General features: G+C 44.0%; 10 protein-coding genes and 2 pseudogenes. 5 read left to right on the forward strand and 7 right to left on the reverse strand.

Annotated features, from left to right (window positions below; all coding sequences use genetic code 11):
• Positions 1-79: 79 nt before the first annotated feature.
• Together MHI25_RS18175 and MHI25_RS18180 are read left to right on the forward strand one after the other, a co-directional pair.
• The gene (locus MHI25_RS18175; protein WP_339168269.1) at positions 80-910 is read left to right on the forward strand and encodes a MerR family transcriptional regulator; all 831 of its coding nucleotides are present in this window, start codon (positions 80-82) and stop codon (positions 908-910) included.
• Between the two features lie 13 nt (positions 911-923).
• A pseudogene (locus MHI25_RS18180) lies at positions 924-1,948 on the forward strand (serine hydrolase).
• Positions 1,949-2,017: 69 nt separating this feature from the next.
• Here MHI25_RS18180 and MHI25_RS18185 read toward each other — a convergent pair.
• Both MHI25_RS18185 and MHI25_RS18190 read right to left on the reverse strand, forming a co-directional pair.
• Positions 2,018-2,422 (reverse strand): hypothetical protein, encoded by a 405-nt coding sequence (locus MHI25_RS18185; RefSeq protein ID WP_340393856.1) that lies wholly within the window; start codon positions 2,420-2,422, stop codon positions 2,018-2,020.
• Between the two features lie 131 nt (positions 2,423-2,553).
• A complete protein-coding gene (locus tag MHI25_RS18190) occupies positions 2,554-4,299 on the reverse strand; it encodes a beta-galactosidase family protein (protein ID WP_076303310.1) in 1,746 nt (581 codons plus the stop codon).
• Positions 4,300-4,453: 154 nt separating this feature from the next.
• On the opposite strand from MHI25_RS18190, the gene MHI25_RS18195 reads away from it, so the two are divergent.
• Positions 4,454-5,908 carry a sulfatase-like hydrolase/transferase gene (locus MHI25_RS18195; RefSeq protein ID WP_340393857.1) on the forward strand — a complete coding sequence of 485 codons (1,455 nt, stop codon included), beginning with the start codon at positions 4,454-4,456 and terminating at the stop codon, positions 5,906-5,908.
• Positions 5,909-5,969: 61 nt separating this feature from the next.
• On the opposite strand, the gene MHI25_RS18200 is transcribed toward MHI25_RS18195, so the two are convergent.
• The 5 genes and pseudogenes from MHI25_RS18200 to MHI25_RS18220 all read right to left on the reverse strand — a co-directional run bounded on the left by MHI25_RS18200 (position 5,970) and on the right by MHI25_RS18220 (position 13,095).
• On the reverse strand, positions 5,970-7,481 hold the full coding sequence (locus MHI25_RS18200) for an arylsulfatase (protein ID WP_340393858.1): 1,512 nt from the start codon (positions 7,479-7,481) through the stop codon (positions 5,970-5,972).
• Between the two features lie 15 nt (positions 7,482-7,496).
• Positions 7,497-9,392: pseudogene (locus MHI25_RS18205) on the reverse strand (family 20 glycosylhydrolase).
• Between the two features lie 121 nt (positions 9,393-9,513).
• Positions 9,514-11,145, reverse strand: coding sequence for an extracellular solute-binding protein (locus tag MHI25_RS18210; protein WP_076129725.1), 1,632 nt, complete (start codon positions 11,143-11,145; stop codon positions 9,514-9,516).
• 57 nt (positions 11,146-11,202) lie between these two features.
• On the reverse strand, positions 11,203-12,102 hold the full coding sequence (locus MHI25_RS18215; protein WP_076129726.1) for a carbohydrate ABC transporter permease: 900 nt from the start codon (positions 12,100-12,102) through the stop codon (positions 11,203-11,205).
• Positions 12,103-12,126: 24 nt separating this feature from the next.
• Complete coding sequence (locus MHI25_RS18220; protein WP_076277759.1) at positions 12,127-13,095, reverse strand: ABC transporter permease subunit; 969 nt, start codon at positions 13,093-13,095, stop codon at positions 12,127-12,129.
• 249 nt (positions 13,096-13,344) lie between these two features.
• On the opposite strand from MHI25_RS18220, the gene MHI25_RS18225 reads away from it, so the two are divergent.
• Both MHI25_RS18225 and MHI25_RS18230 read left to right on the forward strand, forming a co-directional pair.
• Positions 13,345-14,784: a response regulator gene (locus MHI25_RS18225; protein WP_339168283.1), complete on the forward strand. Its 1,440-nt coding sequence runs from the start codon at positions 13,345-13,347 to the stop codon at positions 14,782-14,784.
• Entirely contained in the window at positions 14,771-16,549 is a 1,779-nt protein-coding gene (locus MHI25_RS18230; RefSeq protein WP_036688197.1) for a histidine kinase, read from the forward strand. The genes MHI25_RS18225 and MHI25_RS18230 overlap by 14 nt, the downstream gene beginning before the upstream one ends.
• Positions 16,550-16,617 lie beyond the last annotated feature (68 nt).

Here is a 16,617-nt window from a genome sequence, read left to right on the forward strand (position 1 = left end):
AGGTGTTAAGTAGAGCTAGAACCAAACATCGATGTTTTGGCTTGGAAGCTTAATTAAAACGAAAAAAGGAGATGACTTTTTGCTGTCGATTGGAGAATTCTCGAAGATATGCGAAGTTTCTACGAAGACGCTTCGATATTATGATGAGATCGGATTAATTCATCCCGATGAGATTAACCCTGAGAACGGTTATAGGTATTACTCCATTAAACAACTTAAAAAAATGCTTTTTATCAATCGTCTGAAAGGTTATTGTTTCTCGCTGGAAGAAATCAAAGACATTTTACAATGGGAACAGAATCATTCAGAAGAGAAGCTCTACTCAGCCCTTAATCTCAAGAAAAAAGAAATACAGGAGAAAATAAGCGCTTATGAATACACCTTACAACAAATCAATAGTGATGTTTTAAATTTGGAGAAAGGTATTCCCATGATGTCCTACCTGAATGAGATAAAAGTAGAGCTTGTTGAAACTCAGCCTATGAATATTCTTTTTATGCGTCAGATGTTGAGTAGTAATGACTATGCGCTAGGTTATGAACATTATTTTAGCAGGCTATATGAAAAAATCGCCACGGAAAAACTCACTTTGCTCGGTACGCCAATAACGATATATCACAGCCATGAATATAATCCAGCCGGAAATGATACAGAGTTTGCTCTCCCCATAAAAGAGGGTGTAAAAGGTACAAGAGATTTGCCTGATGCTCTTTGTGCGAGATCTGTTCTTAAAGGCGCCTATTCAGAATTGACCTCGGTCTATGCTCAGCTGAGAGAATGGATAGAAAATGAAGGTTATGAATGGGTGAACTCACCTTATGAAATCTACTTAACGGACCCGACACAGGTTGCTGTGCCTGAGGATCTGGTTACCGAGGTCTATTTTCCAGTAAAGAAAAAAAATTCATAAAGGAGTACCTTTCATGCTCAAAAACAATTATCCAACTTCAGATTGGCAAATCTCAGCCCCCGCAAACTTAGGAATGGATGCTAATATGCTTTCAGAGCTAGAATCAAGGATCAAATCCGAGTATAGCAATATCAACGGGATTGTTGTGGTAAGAAATGGAACTATTGCTTATGAAAAATATTATAATGACGCTAGCCCGAATGACACACATCATGTGGCCTCTGTAACAAAAAGTATCATATCCGCGCTCATAGGCATTGCCATAGAGGCTGGCTTTATTAACAATGCAGATCAAAAGGTACTGGAGTTTTTCCCGGACTATGTTCCAAACGCTGCTCAAGATCCGCAAAAACAAGAAATCACCTTACGCCATCTCCTGACGATGACCGCACCTTATGCTTTTGCAGATTGGCACGAACCGCTGGAGCAAATGTGTATGCAGCCTGACTGGGTAAAATATACGCTGGATATGCTAGGCCAACAAGGAACAATTGGGGATTTCAAATATTCTACCGCTGGAGCACATCTGCTTTCTGCCATCATCACGCGCAGCACTAGACAAAGTGCCCGTGAGTTCGCCAACGAACGTTTATTTAAACCTATCGGAATGAATGAAATCCCGGATTATGAGATGAGCTCATTTGGGTTCGATGATTTGTTTGGGGTTAAGGTGAAGGGGTGGGTGGAAGACCCCAATCGTATCACCACAGGAGGATGGGGACTTATGTTGTCTCCACGCGATATGGCGCGTTTTGGTTTATTATATTTGAACCATGGACAATGGGAGAATAATCAGATCATTTCGGAGACATGGATTGAGAAATCAACAGCGATGAACCCTAATCATTACGGTTACTTCTGGTGGCTACGCGAAGAAGACGGGGTTTACACCTACTCAGCGTTAGGTGATGGTGGTAATGTCATTTGCTGCATTCCAGAAAAAAACTTGTCGTAGCCATCGCCTCAGAATTCACACTTCAGCCTCGTGACCGGTGGCCTCTGATTAAGGATTGTATTATTCCGTCTGTTGTAGAGTAAAGAAGATAGAAAACATGCTGGTTGCCACTACTTCATTAACAACTAGGAGAGCAACCAGCTGTCTACACTCTAAATCGTTTTGCTTCGAGGAAAAATAATATCGCCTTCGTTGCTGCTTACATCAAAAAATCCTACTTTGTGTTTTATAGCCAACTCCCGCATCGCCGTATAAGCTTCCTCAGCTACAGAATAAGCGAAAGCCGCATAGATGACGGATGAGCCAAGCGAGTAGTCAGTCAACCGGTTATCCGTTCCGGCTTCCTTCATCGCTTCAAAAATCTCGTCCTCTACATTCATATTAGGAAATTGCTCAGACAACTCACTATAAAAGCGTTGCAACGCCTCCGATAAAACTGATGGATCATTATAGGCATGGTCTTCCGACCACTGCACTTGCTGTTCATACCACTCCATAAACGCTGCTCTCTCTTGCGGTGCTTTAGACGTCTCGAATGCCATCAAATCATAGCTCACTTAAAATCCTCCTCTAACCCACCCTAATCGTGCATTTTCAGTTCCTATAAATTGTTGGGCTGTTTTGATTATATATTAAAAATCATCAGACCCATACTATAGAATCATGATACTTCCTCACCCGTTAAATATCATGTGAGCTCCGGTGTATCCACAAAAGTAACCACTGGCTCCATTACGCCATGTAGTTCGAATAAGATTAGCTCGTTATCACCTTGACGCAGAAGCGGCGCTGGTAAGTACAGTGTTTTAGTTGGACCCTTCTCCCAGTAGCGCCCTAAATTAAAGCCGTTTATAAAAACCTGACCTTTACTCCATCCATCCAGCTGCAAAAAAGTATCCTCAGGCTTACTGACTTGAAAGCTCCCCCGGTAAAAAGTGGGCTGCTGACGTTGCTCGCAATCTATCGGTGTGAATGATAATCCCTTAAGATGGGTTAAAGGCAAAGAACGAATCGTCCAATCATGCAGGAATTGATAGCCGAGTCTAACGCCACAGGTTATGCCTTTTGGATCACGAAGCAGCGGGCCATAATTTACACGCCCCATATTCTCCACAAGGATGTCGATCTGCAGTCCCTCCGTTGGAACCTCTAATGGAATTCCTCGCGGATCCCAGCGTTCAACTGTACCGACAAAGGCCCCATTCGCGAATACAAGCGCACGATCACGTACTTCTTGAAGGACGAGCTCCGTACTGCTGCGGGGTCCACTGATCTTCGTCGAATACAAAATGAACCCATAATTCTGATTCAGTTTCTCCATTGGCTCGGGACATGCTCTATGTACTGGGTGAGACAAAACGTCTAACTGAGTGAACAGTGGTGCTGCTTCTGTCATCAACACTTTACCATAAGCTTGTGACTTTATTAACGGCGGTAATTCCAGGGGCGGCAACGTTACGTATTTCTCAATTATTGTCCGAGCTGCATAGAATTTTGCAGTTGGCTTACCGGATTCGTCCAGCAGCGTATCATAATCGTAGCTGGTTACGATGGGCTCATATTTGTCAAAAAGATTTGCCCCATTCATAAATCCAAAATTCGTCCCCCCATGGAACATATAGAAGTTAACAGAGGCTCCTAAAGCCAGCATTTCATCCAAAGTCTCCGCTACTTCAGATTCGGGGCGTGTATTATGCGGTTTCATCCAGTGGTCAAACCATCCATTCCAGAATTCCATACACATCAACGGTCCCGTAGGCTGATATTCACGTAGTTTAGCAAAGGCTTCCTTTGCCCGTGAACCGAAATTCACCGTGGCGAACACTCCGTCAATCATGCCCCCTTGGAGCATATGATCTTCAGCTCCATCTGAAGTAAACAGCAGAACGTCCATGCCGCGGGCGATCATTCCTGCTTTTAGATCATTCAGGTAAGTCTTATCACTACCAAAGCTTCCATATTCGTTCTCTACCTGAAGAGCAAGCACAGGCCCACCGTTAGTGCTTAACAAAGGCCGCAGACGTGGAAGCAACTCATCGAAATAGGCATCCAACTTAGATAAATAGACGTTATCATTACAACGCAGCTGTATGTTATTGTCCGCAAGTAACCAAGCTGGCAATCCACCGAATTCCCATTCCGCACAAATATAAGGACTTGGCCGCAAAATCACGTGCAAACCAAGCTCTCCAGCAAGTCTAACGAAAGCCTCGATGTCAGCAAATCCAGCAAAATTGAAGCTCCCCTCCTCTGGTTCGTGTAAATTCCAAGGAATATAGGTTTCAACAGTATTCAATCCACAAGCCTTCAGCTTCAGCAAACGATCCTGCCAATATTCCGGAACGATCCGGAAATAATGAAGCGCACCAGAAAGCAACCGGATGGGTTGTTCCTCTAATGTAAAATGATCCCCTGATATGGATAACTTTCGCATATAATTTCTCCTCCAACATTGAGATAGACTATTTAATTATAGGTAATAAAAATATCAACCCATATGGACGATTCTAATGAAATATATGGAGAATTCATTGGTTGCTAGAGGCTTTTGTGATGCTATACACTATATTCATAGGGGGTTGTTACGGATGTCAAAAAGAACTCATATTTGGTTAATTACCACAGATCAAATGCGTGCGGACGCACTAGGTATCGAAAACGCTTCCGTACTGACACCTGAGCTTGACAAGCTTGCTTCGGAAGGCACACTCTTCACTGGTGCTTACTGCGCTAGTCCTGTTTGCACGCCTTCACGTTCTTCCATTTTTACAGGCAGGTATCCGCATGTTCACGGTGCCTGGAACATCGGTACCACACTCAGAGAAGACGAACTTACCTTATGCGATCATTTAAAGAAAGCGGATTATAAAACCATCGGTATAGGAAAGATGCATTTCCGCCCTCAGATGAAGGGGGACTTTTCACAAGAATATGAAGAGCCTGCTTATCGTGACCGCGGAAGAGCTTCCGATGGAACGTACTACGGATTTGATGAACATCATATTACGGAAGATAATTGTATCGGGGAATATATGGAGTGGCTTAGAGAGCGCAACCCTGAAGCGGCAGAACGTTTCAGCAAGGACCGTTACAGAGCTTCTAATGCTCAAAACGATGTGTGGGAGAGCGAAATCCCTCCAGAGCTACACCAGTCATACTGGATTGCTGAACGGAGCATCGATGTGATCCTCTCTCACAAAACCGAACAACCGCTATTTTTATGGACCAGTTTCGTCGATCCACATCACCCCTTTGACCCTCCAAAAGCTTACGCGGATATGTACGCTGACACTGACATTCCATCTCCAGCCAGCGAAGCAGACGACGTGCATCTTCGTCCTCCACATCTGCTGCGTCAGAGTCAGGGAGGATATTGGCCTGGTGGCGGTGAGGAGCATTCTCTTGATGAAGCGCATATGAAACGGCTCACCCGAAATTATTATGCGATGATTACCTTCATTGACGAGCAGATCGGACGTATTATAAAAGCTTGGCGTCAAAAAGATATGTACGATGATGTAGTCATCCTCTTCACCAGCGACCACGGAGAATTGCTCGGTGACCATGGGCTGATTTACAAAGGGCCGTGGTTTTATGAAGGGTTAACACGAATCCCGATGATCGTACGCGGTCCTGGGATTGCTTCCGGGCAACGGGTCCCTGCTTTGATGGAACATGTTGATATTGTCCCCACACTGCTTGCAGCCGCAGGTCTCAAAACTCCCTACGGAATTCAAGGTGTGTCACAGATGGAGGTGCTGGCTGGAAGAGAGTCCCATGTGCGCAATTCTGCCCTAACCGCTTATATTGCTCATGATCGCGGCATTAACGCTAAGTGTTTGCGTACAACACGCTATAAGCTGGTGATCTTCGCAGGTGAGACCTACGGTGAATTGTATGATTTGAAAGAGGATCCTCATGAGAACTCCAATCGTTTTGAAGATCCCGATTATAGTGATATTCGCCATTCGATGGTTGAATTGCTCGTCCATCGAATGATTCAAGATCAGGACCCTTTGCCTGAACGCCGGAGTAGCTGGTAAATTCACTAACCTTTCTTTCTATCCTTAACAGACTTAGGGCAACCTGAAAGTTCAGGTTGCCCTAAGTTATGATTATCCCCCCCAATTGGGATGCCTTTAGAATATGAGAAATTGGGCGTCCGGCAATCCATTCGCCGTTGTTTACAAACCCTTCCTCTCGTCCCTCCAGCTCGTGAATAAGACGCTCTCTCCATTCTTTTATGCGCTCGAATTTATCAATACAGCCTATCGCATTAATCTTCTCTGAGGGGTCTGCCGCTAAATCAAAATACTGCTCTTCCCCTGTCTGAGAATACCAAATAAATTTCTCTCTTCCATCCGTTAAGAAGTGGTGGGACTTTTCTCCATAGGCTTGTTCCCCATGAATATAAGATCGCCACAATGTCTGATCTCCCCTGCACAGCGGCAACACACTTTGCCCTTCTACTGTAAATGGTATTTGGACGCCAGCAGCTTCAAGAAATGTGGGCATAATATCGCGAAGCTCTACAATGGAATCAAGCCGGGAGCCGGCAAGAAGTCCAAGCGTTTCTCCCGGATCAAACACTATGAAAGGAATCTTAGCACTTCCTTCATAAGGAAGAGATTTGCGGAAGTAATGGTGATCCCCCATCATTTCACCATGATCAGAAGTAAATAGAATCAAAGTTTCATTTAAAACTCCATACTCCTGCAGCCCATTGATCAACCTCCCAATTTGGTCGTCAAGATGCGTAATTAGCGCGTAATACGCGGCACGGGCACGATCCAATCTGCGCTTTGGCAAATTAGTGAACGAAGAAGTTGGATCCTTAGCTGCGTTTAAGGCCGCACTCTCGTCCACCCAGTCTCCGATTGGAGGATCAGGAAATTCCAAGTCCTTGTACATATCTAGATAACATTGTGGCGGATCCAAGGGGGAATGCGGGCGAACGAAGGAAGACCATAGGAAAAATGGTTTCCCAGGATCTCTTCTTCGCAAAAAGTCTAGCGACTCGGTTACGCACCAATTCGTTGGATGCATCGCTTCCGGCAAGTGCCAGGGGCGGGCAACCGTTGAGGCGTTGCAATCGAGGCCTAAGTCAGTGATATCCGAATTGGTATCAGTTTGTCTTCGCAGCCACTGCAAATAATCGTCCACTTGATCATAGTGTTCACCATGGAACGTTTGGTTCTTATCCCGATTGTAGTGAAGATATCCATCATGAAGCACCACATTATGGAATCCACATAGATTACGTGCAGGATACACATGCATCTTGCCAACACACTGCGTATGATAACCAGCTTGAGCAAGCTCTCCGGCAATCGTATGGGCGTAATTCCATTCAACCTTATCCTGATAACCAACCCGGCCATGTGATCTTTGCCCCATTCCTGTCATGATAGCAGCCCTGGCGGGAATACAACTGGGGGTAGCCGAATACGCGTGCTCAAATAAGATCCCCCTTGATGCCAGAGCGTCCAGGTTGGGTGTCTCAACGACGGGATGTCCCATAATGCTCAGGCAATCAAAACGCATCTGATCTACGGTGATAAGCAGAAGGTTAGGCTGCTTTGTGTCCTTTTGATTGTCCAGATTAGTATCAATCATAACCTCACCCCCTTCTTAAACCCCAGCGATCACGGATGGTGTTGCAATCGTGTGCCATAAATTCGCACTTATCGCCCTGGGGTTGCCCTCGTCAACAAGGCCGTCGAACGTCAGAAGCTCCTCTTCTAATTCAGCAATCTGTTCCACGTTCCCTTCGACATAGCGATTGATTCGATGAATCGCCGTTCTGATTCTCTGAAGCAATCCTCCCATACGAAGATCAAAGACATCAAGACCAAACACCTTATTTTCCTGCTACCATTGCACTCGATAGTCGTCCATGAATTGTCTGGCCAAATCAGATAATTGTGGCAAAGTCACCTTGGCAAAGTGAGCCAATTCCTCTAAATCTCCACGATGATAAGCTTAGCGTATAGAAATCCCGATTTCGCTCTTTATTTCGAGCAAGCGACACAAGCTGGCTTGTACAGAGAATAAGGATTGCCAAGGCGAATTGCGAGTGATCGCCTGTTCGAGCTTTTCTGCACTTTGCTGATAATGCTTCGAATACGCGCTAGGAATAACATGTCGATCGAACAAACCACATAAAATATCTTGATAAAGCAAGTATTTAGCCGGATTGATAGAACATCCCCCCGGTGCCGAATTACCCGGAACCAAGTTGGCCGCATCGAGTGCCATAAAGTCATCATAATTGCCTTGCACGCAGCTACTGAATCTTTCTTTGACATGGTTCTCCACGAAACATCTCGTGTAGCAGAGCTCCGCCCAAAGTTGAAGGGTAGGAAGAACCGAGAAAACGGAAGCTTCAGCGCCATTATCTCCCCATGCGGTAATCAACACTTCTTGAATTCCATACTTAACACAGCTATCATGAGCCAGCAGACTGACATGGCGACTGAATTCATTGTTTGGAGCGAAGCCCATCCATTTCCAAGCACCACCTGCAAATCCAATATGATCATTCAACTGCTTATGTTTGCTTAACATCCCGTCGTATTTCTCCTGCGTTTCCGAATAATAATCCCAGTAGATCAAGGTAACATCTTCAGGAATCAGCTTTACAATATCAGGGCTAATTGGACTTTCAGCATCGTAATATTCTCCGGAACTGGCCAGACGGAAAAACATGTCGCTCCACATCATCGTCTGGAAACCATATTTTCTGGCGATCTCTATAACAGTGCTAAAGTGTTTTAACATTAATGAGGTTCGATCCTGATACCCATGCTTATCCAGGTATTTACCAAGTCCCATCATATGAGCTTCGTCCATCCCGATATTTATGCGGCGACTGCTTACATGAGCCGACATAAAAGCAAACATTCGATCAATTAACTCATAAGTTCTGGGATCATCAATAAGGAGAATATCCTGGAAATCCACAAGCGGTGCATGTGCCTGCCATTTCAACGCTTGGCCGAGATGGGCCAGGGTCTGAATACAAGGAACCAGTTCTATGCCAAATAACGCGGCATACTGATCCAGCTCCCGAATTTGATCTCCTGTATATCGGCCTCGCAAATAGCCGAAATAAGGGTATCCCTCCAGTTCGTAGGTGTCTTCTGTATACAACTGAACCGTTGAATATCCCATAAGCGCTAAACGCCGGATCAATTCCTTATATCCTTCATAGTTAAGAACCGCATTTCGCGAACAGTCTACCATGAAGCCTAACTGTTCATAAACCGGCCGTTCATTAATTTCAACTCGTTCTCCACGGCGTACGTTCTCAAGAAATCGGCTGAGTGCCCGGAACAATTGATGCTCCTGTTCATACGCAATGGTGACCTGAGCCTCATCGTAAGATATTTGAATGCCCTTCCCTTGCTTCTTACAAATCACTGGTATCCCTGAGCGTTCCATTCGAATACTCAATATTCCCGCTACTTCTGAAACAGCTGCTAACTGTTTCTCGGTTAACCCTGTCAAGTGAATGCTAAGGTTCATAGACTTTACCCTCCCAATCTTATAAGTATGCGGTCAGTAGCGCCGCACAGTCTAAGCCATACTTCAAATAATTAAACGGAAGATCCGGGCTACTTCCGCCCGGATCTTCTCTATTCATCCATTATTCAATACCTTGTTCCTTGGCCTTCTCATTTACTTCCTCTATCATTTTATCAAGACCTTTAGCCTTATAATCGTTCACAATGCTATTCCAGTAACTCTCAACGGGTTCTTTGGAAAGCATGATCTTAAGTAAATCATCATGGTCAAGCACAGTAAATTTATCCTTTGTTGGGGTGGACATATAAGTTAACCGAATGTCGTATTCTGGCACCTTTGTATTGTTCTGAATCCAGTCGATGTAATCGACAGCTTCTTTGCGGATTCCTTCATTAGCAATCGTCGGGTTATCCATGTTATAGCTATCTGAAGTTTCATAAGCCACCAAATTCTTCAGAAATCTGCTAGCTGGATACTTCTCATTTAATGAACCCTTTTCAATGACAACCTTCTGCCCATTTTCGAGCTTATAATCTACACCTTCGATGCCATAAGTCAACAGATCCTTGCCTTCAGGAGACAACACATAATCATAGAGTGCCATGATGCGATCCATCTTTTTATCGTCAATCTTATTGCTGAAATAGCTTTCTGACCAGTATGTTTTAAAGATGGCATGTGAGCGTTCACCATCAGGACCGATAAGCGGCTTGAGCGCCTTCACGCTCTCCGTCATATCCTTATCCGGATAAGCTGTTTTCCAGCGTTTTTCATACATATCGCTATTTAAATTTATGAAACCTCCACCGCTTAGAAGAGCAGCTGCTTTGCCTGCTACGAAATTGTCATAGGACTCTGCTGGTTTGACGAGCGCGATGTCTGGATCGATCAATCCTTTTTCGTACATATTCTTCATGTTTTGCAGCGCTGGCAGCGCATTTTTAGAGAATACAGCAGGGATAAACTTTCCATCCTCTTTGATCCATTTAAAATCACTGCCGCTTCCATCACTAGTAGCAACCGGGTTGCCATACAACCAGAAGAATCCGCCCAGCATCTTGGTAGTTGTCGTCGTAAGACCAGTAACATGCTTGCCTTCCGGATCCGACTTTACGATTGCATCAAGCATGGCTTCAAACTCTTCCCATGTCTCTGGCTCTTTGGTGATCCCGGCCTTTTGAGCAAGATCCCAACGATAGAAGACCATACGATCCAGTGCGCTCCAATCAACACTCGGGAACATCCGGCGAGGCACAGTATAATACTTTCCATCTACTCCTAATCCTTTAATATCTGGCGATTCGAAGTATTTTGCAAGGTTTGGATACTTTGAAAGATCCGGGAGCGCTTTGACAACGCCTTGATTCACCCATTTGCGCTGATATTGCGTGCCGACGGCGTCGATCGCGAAAATGTCTGGCAATTGGCCGGAAGCGGCCCACATTTGAATCTTCTGGGTATAGTCATCCCAAGACAAATTGACAGGTTTTAGTGTGATGTTGAATTTCTCCAATACTTGTTTAGCGATCGGGTCCTTTTCGATGTTAGCAATCTCGGCATCCGCATCCCAAAACCCAAGAGAAATGGTCATTGGATCCTTGTAAGGATTATCCGTGGAGTTAGAAGAATTCGGAGATGTTTCACCGTTTGAACCAGCCTGCCCTTTGCCGTTATTGCCTCCACCGCAAGCCGTGAGTACTGAAGCCAACAAAGTTATACATAATGCCAATGTCATTATTTTCTTTCTATGCATGCTTGAAACCTCCCTTTATACTATTTTAGGATAGAATCAATCTATTTAAAATCTTTCTTATCCTTTTATTGAACCCACCATAATCCCTTTATTAAAATGCTTCTGCAGGAACGGATAAACAACAATAATCGGAATACTCGAAACTACAATCGCTGCCATTTGAAGTGCAGGTGTGTAGACCTTCCCCGTCTGCTCCTGCTCGGCCATCGTTTGTGCCATTTGGCTTAGCAAGGAATTCGAAGTAATAAGTGTCTCCCGCAGATAAATCTGAAGTGGTGCTTTTGCAGCGTCACTGATAAAAATCAGCGCATACCACCATTCATTCCATCTTTCCACTGCATAGAACAAAGCAAAAGTCGCCATGAATGGAGCAGAGATCGGAATAATGATTTTGAAAAGAATGTACAGATCATTCGCCCCGTCCAGCTTAGCCGATTCTTCCAAGCTTTCTGGAATGGTATTGAAATAGTTTTTCATAATGATTAGATAAAACGTATTGAGACCCGCGGGGATGATCATGACGAGTATATTGTTTACGAATCCTAGATCCTTAACGACTAAGTAAAAAGGAATTAAACCGCCATTGAAAAACATAGTGAACAAGATCAAGCTGAGCATTATGTTTCTGCCGGGCATACCCCGCTTGGATAATGCGTAAGCTCCCGCCACAGAGATTGTCATACTGAACAACACGCCAACCACAGTTACGATGACAGAATTAAAGATGGAAGTCCAAAACTTCATATCCTGAAGCAAAAGCTTGTAAGCGGACAGGTCAAACGAAAGCGGAAAAATATAAAAGTCACTTTTACTAATCGCTTCGAACTTTGCCACAGAGATAATAAGAACATTATAGAAAGGAAAAAATGTTACTATTGCTAGGAGCCCCAGAACCACGAATGCGACGATATCGAAGACACTCCACTTTTTTCTCTTTTTAACCGTTGTGTCGGTCACTTGCTTCTCCCCTTTTCCTGCAGATTAATACAGCCCTTCCTCGCCCATCTTCTTAGCGAACGTATTGGCCGCCCATAAAAGGATTAGGCTGATAATGGACTTGACGACACCCACGGCGGTCATATATCCAAAGTCTCCTCCAATCGTGAAGGAAGTCCGATAAATGTAAGTATCGATCGTGTCGGCAACCGAATATACCGGCGAACTATACAGGTTGAAAATTTGCTCGAAGCTCGAACCTTGGGTTAGTAGTTGTCCAACTTGAAGGATTAACAGAACTGCGACTGTACTCTTCAAACCCGGCCATGCGATGTTTAGCAAACGGCGAAACCGGTTCGCTCCGTCCACTTCAGCCGCTTCAAACAGCTCAGGATTGATCCCTGCCAGAGCCGCCAGGTAAATGATTGAATCCCAACCGATCTCTCGCCACACATGCGTGATATACAGAACGGGTCTGAATGCATTTTCATCGACAAGAGGAGAATTCGGATCTCCACCAAACAGCATGATGATCTGGTTATAAATCCCGTCCTTGCTTAAAATATTGATAATAATCCCCGACAGTACAACCCACGATATAAAATGCGGGAACGTCAGGATCGTCTGAAAAAACCGCTTCATTTTTGTCCTGGAAAACTCATATAAAACAATCGCCAGGATAATGGGCATCGGGAAATGAGTGACCAGCTTCATCAAGCTGATAATGACCGTATTCCAAAACGCCTTGCGAAAATCGGGGTCGGTCAGCAGTGTTTGAAAATTCTCCAAGCCAACCCAAGGACTTCCCAGAATCCCCTCACTGTAATTAAATGTTTTGAACGCTAGCGTTACACCGTACATGGGAGCATAGCTGAAGAGGGCATACCAGATTAACACCGGTAGAACCATGAGGTAAAAATACTTGTACTGTAAAATCGTTTTTCCTAAACTTTGCTTTGGAGCACGAGTTTTTAAGCTTCGTTTAGGTGTACGAGCGGTTACAGAATCAGCCAATCTTCTCCCCACCTTTCTGTATGAGTTTGTTATGCTTGTAAGCGATTTATATGGTAAATTATATCGGGAGTGTAAATTCTCTTGTATAGAGAATACAACTCCGATCATGTGGATTTTTCACACCTTTGCGGGAGACCTTCCTGTGGCACGTAATATCGGACATAGTGAGCGTAAGATCGTCCATACCCCCCTTGGTCCACAATCGCTAGGATAAATCTAAGAGCTCTATAAAGAGAGGGGGATTCACTTATGCGTTCAGTAATTATTGCAGATGATGAGAAGTGGATTGTAGAAGGAATTAAAGCAGGAGTGAATTGGAAGAAATACGGCTTTGAAGTGATCGACGATGCCGAAAATGGGCAAGAAGCCCTTCAATTAATTCAATCGCTTCGCCCCACCCTTGTTCTAACAGATATCAAGATGCCTGTTATGAATGGACTAGAGCTCATTCAACGTGGCAAGGCCATCGCGCCTGATACGATCTTTATCGTACTCAGCGGACATGCCGAGTTCGCTTATGCACAAAAAGCAATGAATTATGGTACTTTCGGATATTGTCTCAAACCCTTTGAAATCGAAGAAATTGAAGGAATGCTCAACCGAATAGCCCAGCAACACGATTCCAAGACAGTTAAAGAACAACCTATCCACGACTTCGAACTTTATGAAGCGGTTTGTTCCGGAGATCTTGAACGAATTAACTTATGGTTGGATGAGAAGAAAATACCCTTGTCGAAAGATACCCCTCATATCCCCATTGTTATCCAAGGGTTAAGTTCACCTGTAGATGTCAGGCAGTTCTCTTCCCTGGTCTTCCCAATGAGCCGCCGTCGGTATGGTTACTTATTGGAAGAGTGCCAATACGAAGTCTTCCTCCAGGGTCTTAAACAAACAGAAGTTGTACAAGAGTGCGGAGTCGGGATCGGTCCTCCTATTTCGGATATACACCAATTGGATGCGTCTTTAGAGTCCGCCTCTCATGCTGCTTTCAGTATGTTCACAACGGGGATGCCCGGATGTTACCGGGTGAATCCACAACAGGAAATACCGATCGACGAGAAGCTCAAAGAGATTTCCCGGATTCTTCATAATAAAGACCGTCTCGGTTTCATAGCAGCCATGGAATCGATAAAGAAATTATTCAAAGAGGGAACGTTCACCATTAAAGAAGCCTATTTGCTCTATACATCGATCCTCTACTTATTTCCTCGGGAAGGGACTCGGGTTAGCGGCCGTTTTTTTGAAGGATATGAACAGCTCTATTATCGGTACGGCACGGCTGAAGCTATGATCGATGATCTGATTCTTATGACACTTGATATTTTTATGAACAGAAACGAATCTGATATTTCACGAATCTCAAACCACAAAGTCAAAGAAATCATGTTATACATCCGCAACCATTTCAATCAAGAAATTTCGATCCAGCAATTAGCCAATCAGTTTTTTTTAAGCCCAAATTACTTATGCCAATTATTCAAAAAAGAGGTCGGCGAGACCATCATCGAACATATCAGTCGTTTACGAATTGAATACGCTTGTAAAACGCTGATCGAAACCAACCTTTCCATTTACCAAATCGGTGAGAAATGCGGTTTTCAGGATTATTTCTATTTCACACGAATTTTTAAGCGGCATCTCAAAATGACACCTACACAATATAGGGAACAAAACAATGAAGACATTTAAGAGACTATCCATCCGTACTCAGGTTTTGCTATTCGGGTTATTTATTGTTGCCATTATCCCAATCATCGTTTCACGAGTCTACCAACTATCAAGCGAGACTATCATTAATCAAAATACGCAATACAATACGGAGCTGGTCTCCCTCCTCAAACAACGGATTTCTGACAACTATGCCAACGTCTCTTCCATGATGATGAATGTGGGTTACGATTCGACCGTCCAAAAGTTCCTAGTCGAGAATGATAAGCTTCGAGTCTACGATCTATCCCAAAAAGTTGAAGGATTGTTGAGCATCGCCCGAAATATGAACACGGATATCTTAGATATTATTGTTATCGGTAGCTCAAACACACGTATTTCCTTAGCAGGAAGAACAAAATATGCTATCGATCTTATGAAAACAGCTGAGGAGGATGGAATCGTTCATTATCGCGGATACAGTCCTCCAGACAAAGTCATCGACAAGAGAAAACTGCTTTTCGGGATGAACATCTTCGCTTCAGGTGACACGTCCCTATATGGTGAAAAAATTGGCTATCTCGCAGTTATTGTAGATATGAAAGCCATTCAAACTGAAATTTCTGAGTATCCCCGATTGGTCGGAACCAGCTTTTTTATGATGGATGATAAAGGCATGATCTACTCTAATAGCAATGAGCCGGAGGATATGCTCCAGCAGTTTCAAACTCGGGCAACTGGAAGGGATGGAGAGTCCATCGTCGAGACGGTTCATGGAAAGAAATATGCAATTCAGTCCTTTAGCTTACCGGAGATCTCTGGAAAAATCATAACTGCTGTTCCTGTCCATAATTTAATGAAAGAACTGGAGAAATTGAAGAAGGTCAGCTATGCTCTTCTAGCCTTAATCTTGCTGGTCGTCTCTATTCCCTATTCTGTACTTATGATGAATCTCTTAAGACCGTTGTCTAGGCTTATGCGCTATATGAATCAATTAAAGGGTGGAAGTCTGGGGATATTGAACAACAAGGTCGATTTAAAGGGCTATGCTGAGATTGAAATCATCTCTCGACAGTTCAACGATATGACCACACGGATCCACGATTTGACGGACCAATTAATCGATGCTTCAACTCAACTTTATCTGACCGATCTGGAAAAGCAGCGGGCGGAATATTCGTATTTACAAAGTCAAATTAATCCGCATTTCTTAAGCAATACTTTAGATACAATCAAGGGCGTTGCGATCGTAAAAGGAAATCGGGATATCTTCGAGATGACTACCGCCTTAAGCACAATGCTCAAGTACAGCATCAAAGGCAAAGAGGAGGTAACTCTTGGGGAAGAGCTGAAAATCGCGGAATCTTGTGTGAGGATTTACCAAGGCCGTTTCCCGGACAAATTTACTTACAAGCTGTTGTGTCCACAGGAATGGCTACACATTCCCGTGCCTAAAATGATCCTTCAACCTATTGTTGAAAATGCGCTTGGTCATGGGCTTGAGGCACAAGGACAAGGAATTTTGCTGATCTCCGTAGAGAAAAACGAAGCGGGGCTGCTTGAAATCGTGGTTGAAGATAATGGTGTAGGTATCGATACAACAAGACTGGAACAACTTACGGAGTTGCTGGCTGGTAAGAATATAGAATCAGGAGATCATATCGGTCTCCTAAATGTCAATAATCGTCTAAATCTTAAGTATGGCGATCCTTGCGGCGTTCTGCTGTACAGTAAGGAGGGTAGCGGGACGAAGACCGTTTTGAGGCTTCCCGGATCTTTAATAGATCCACAAAAAGCGAGAACATAAATAGGGAGGTTGCCCATTCAGGGCAACCTCCCTTTCATATGTCTTTCATTCACCGCATTTACTAGGAT

Source organism: Paenibacillus sp. FSL E2-0177, from assembly GCF_037992975.1.
GTDB classification, from domain to species: domain Bacteria; phylum Bacillota; class Bacilli; order Paenibacillales; family Paenibacillaceae; genus Paenibacillus_AQ; species Paenibacillus_AQ odorifer.